Annotated in this window: 3 protein-coding genes; 2 read left to right on the top strand and 1 reads right to left on the bottom strand. The window is 47.0% G+C overall.

From position 1 onward, the window contains the following. A partial coding sequence (locus VN105_RS11460) for a DUF4349 domain-containing protein (RefSeq protein WP_325640944.1) occupies positions 1 to 703 on the top strand: 703 nt, incomplete at its 5' end. 10 nt (positions 704 to 713) lie between these two features. Then, positions 714 to 1,391, top strand: a complete 678-nt coding sequence (locus tag VN105_RS11465) for an NAD-dependent deacylase (RefSeq protein ID WP_325640946.1) — start codon at positions 714 to 716, stop codon at positions 1,389 to 1,391. An 85-nt stretch (positions 1,392 to 1,476) separates the two neighbouring features. On the opposite strand, the gene VN105_RS11470 is transcribed toward VN105_RS11465, so the two are convergent. Then, entirely contained in the window at positions 1,477 to 2,799 is a 1,323-nt protein-coding gene (locus VN105_RS11470) for a saccharopine dehydrogenase C-terminal domain-containing protein (protein WP_325640948.1), read from the bottom strand. Between the last annotated feature and the right edge of the window lie 153 nt (positions 2,800 to 2,952).

Below are 2,952 nucleotides of genomic sequence, written 5' to 3' on the forward strand. Positions count from 1 at the left end.
GCAGGGGCCTGCGTTACCCATCTCCCAAAAAATTATTAAAAATGCCGTGCTTCGTTTCTCTACTTCCGATTTCGAATCCTGCAAAAAACGTATAGCCGATACCGTTAAAAAATACGGTGGTTATATTGCCAGTGAAAAACAGGAAAATACCAGCATGCAGTGGCGGAACGAAGTAACTGTAAAAGTACCGGCAGCCGCCTTTGAACAATGCGTGGAAAGTATTACCAGCGGCGCTTCCAGGGTAGATGAAAAGAGTATCACTTCCTCGGATGTTACAGAAGAATACGTGGATCTCGACGCCCGTATGAAAGCGCGCCAGGCGGTAGAGCAGCGCTATGTACAGATATTGCAGCAGGCGAAAAATGTAAAGGAAATACTGGAGGTGGAGGCGCAGCTGAAAAGCATCCGTGAAGAAATAGAATCAGCAAAGGGCCGGTTGCAGTACATGGATCATCATGTGGCGTACAGCAACATCAGTCTTGAATATTACCAAACCTTTGCTACCTCTGACCCACAATCGCCGGGGTTCCTGCAGCGTTCATGGTTATCGTTCAAAGACGGCTGGAACGGGTTGTTATCTTTTGCACTGGGCATATTCAGTGCATGGCCATTGATTGTTGGTGTTGTTTTTATTTTTATTTTTATAAAAAGAGGAATAAGGAGATGGAAATCCCGTAAAATTCCAACTAACGTAAACCAATAAACGAACTTACATGAAACCAAGACTGGTGGTGCTGACCGGAGCTGGCATCAGCGCTGAGAGCGGCCTCCGGACATTCAGAGACGCGGATGGATTATGGGAAGGCTACGATGTATATGAAGTGGCTTCCCCCCAGGGCTGGCAGAAGAATCCCACCCTGGTACAGGACTTTTACAACAGCCGGCGGCAGGATGTGAAAGCGGCGCTTCCCAATGCAGCCCACACCGGCCTGGCAACACTTGAAGAAAAATATGATGTGCGGATCATCACACAAAATATTGATGACCTCCATGAAAGGGGAGGATCCACCAGGGTACTGCACCTGCACGGGGAAATCTTTAAGATGCGCAGCGTAAATAACGAGGAGCTGATCTATGAGATCCAGGGGGATATTAAAATGGGCGACCTTGCCGAAGACGGCGGACAGCTGCGGCCGCACATTGTTTGGTTTGGCGAAGCTGTACCGATGATCGAAAAGGCAGCGCGGGAAGTATGGGAGGCCGATGTATTTGTAGTGGTGGGCACCTCTTTACAGGTGTACCCGGCAGCCAGCCTGCTGCAATATGTAAAGCCGGGCGTACCGGTGTATATCATCGACAGGAAGATCCCTGAAGTGGGGAACGCTGATAACCTGTACCTCATTGAAAAGCCCGCCACAGAAGGTGTGCTGGAACTATTAAGCATCTTATAAAAAATAAAAACCTCCCCGTTCCAGGGGAGGTATCACAAGTCCTTGTGCCCGATTAGAGTCCATCATAGGAAAAAAATAACTTTGCTTATTCAAAGCTTTCCTCAAATCTGATATCGTACTCTTCTAATTCTTTTAGAACGGGGTTATATACTTCCGGCATTACCGGTATTTGCAGTCCTGTTAGTGTTATTTTGTCCTGGAGGATCATTTTGGCCATGATGCCCAGTGGGAGCCCAACTGTTTTTGCCATCGCTGTGTGTATGCTGTCTTCGCCCTGAACAATCATGTAACTGTGCATCCTGGTGGCCATGCTGCGGCGTTCAAACTCAATTTCATGCATCATTACGATCATGTCTTTATCGGCAGGTTCCATTTTGAGTTTGTTTTCTACCAGGAACTGGAGTACGCCCGCATTGGTTTGTTCCCCTAAATTTATGACTTCTGTGCTTAATAATCCCAGGAATTTTAACTGGCGGATCACTTTGGACTTGGTGCTAACGCCCAGGAACTGGGCTATATTCTCTTCCGGGGTGCCTGTACTATCTTTAACGGAGTGGGATGCCCATTCCGTATACGTTAGTTTATCTGTGGCAATTTTATGACGATCGTCTGTCAGACCCAGCTTTATCAGGGCATTCCAGCCTTCGCAGAAGTCGGGGAAGCGGAGGGTGGCGCGCATAAAGGTGGCCAGGTCTTCCAGCTTATAAGCCTGCATATATCCCAGGGAATCGCGGTTGGGGTAGAAGGCCAGCTTACCGAGGCCCGGTACCTGTATAGTTTTGGTATGATCAAAAAGTTGTTCGTGGGTGAGTTCCTTTACTTTGCTTTTCTCTTTGTAGGTAGCGCCGGAAATGCCTGCCATTACGATGTTCCGGGCATTCCAGGATACTTTGTACTGCCAGGGGTTGTCGTTGCTGTCGGGGGAGATTAGGCCGCCGCAGTATGATTTAAAGGAGAAGATCTGTCCGCCTTTCTTTTCAATGGAATGTATGAGTTTCATGGCCGACATATGATCTATCCCGGGATCCAGGCCCATTTCATACATAAATAGCAAACCGGCTTTTTCAATGTCGGGTTGCAGCTGTCTTACTTCTTCATCAATATAGGAAGCGGTGAGCAGGTGTTTCTTTTCTGTCAGGCAGTCCTTTGCCACCATGATATGCAGGGTAGCGGGTAATAAGGAAATAACCAGGTCGGTGTCCCGGATCAGTTGTTGTCTGGCTGCGTTGTCTTTGATATCCAGTGCAGCGGGTGTAGCGTAATATGATTTTCCTGTTTTTGATTTAATGAGCGAAAGGTCGTGATCGGCTACAGTAATATGCCATTTTTGCCTCGGTGCATTTGCCAACAGATAGTCGATCAGGCTGGTGGCCGATTTGCCGGCGCCAAACAACAGTATGTTCTTCATAGTCTTCTTTAGAAAAGTGATTAAGAATCAGGGGAATAACAGCACTTTTTACACTTATGTTCGAATTTTCAGGCAAATTCGGATTTGTTCTTATTATATATATGTTTTCCGTTGATTCGATCTATTGATTATCAGCCGCTTAGAAACAAATAC

The organism is Chitinophaga sp. (assembly GCF_035564935.1).
GTDB lineage: Bacteria > Bacteroidota > Bacteroidia > Chitinophagales > Chitinophagaceae > Chitinophaga.

Bases quoted from the DNA above. Each gene is read 5' to 3' on its own strand.
- VN105_RS11470 (WP_325640948.1), bottom strand. From the start codon at position 2,799: ATGAAGAACATACTGTTGTTTGGCGCCGGCAAATCGGCCACCAGCCTG.
- VN105_RS11465 (WP_325640946.1), top strand. From the start codon at position 714: ATGAAACCAAGACTGGTGGTGCTGACCGGAGCTGGCATCAGCGCTGAG.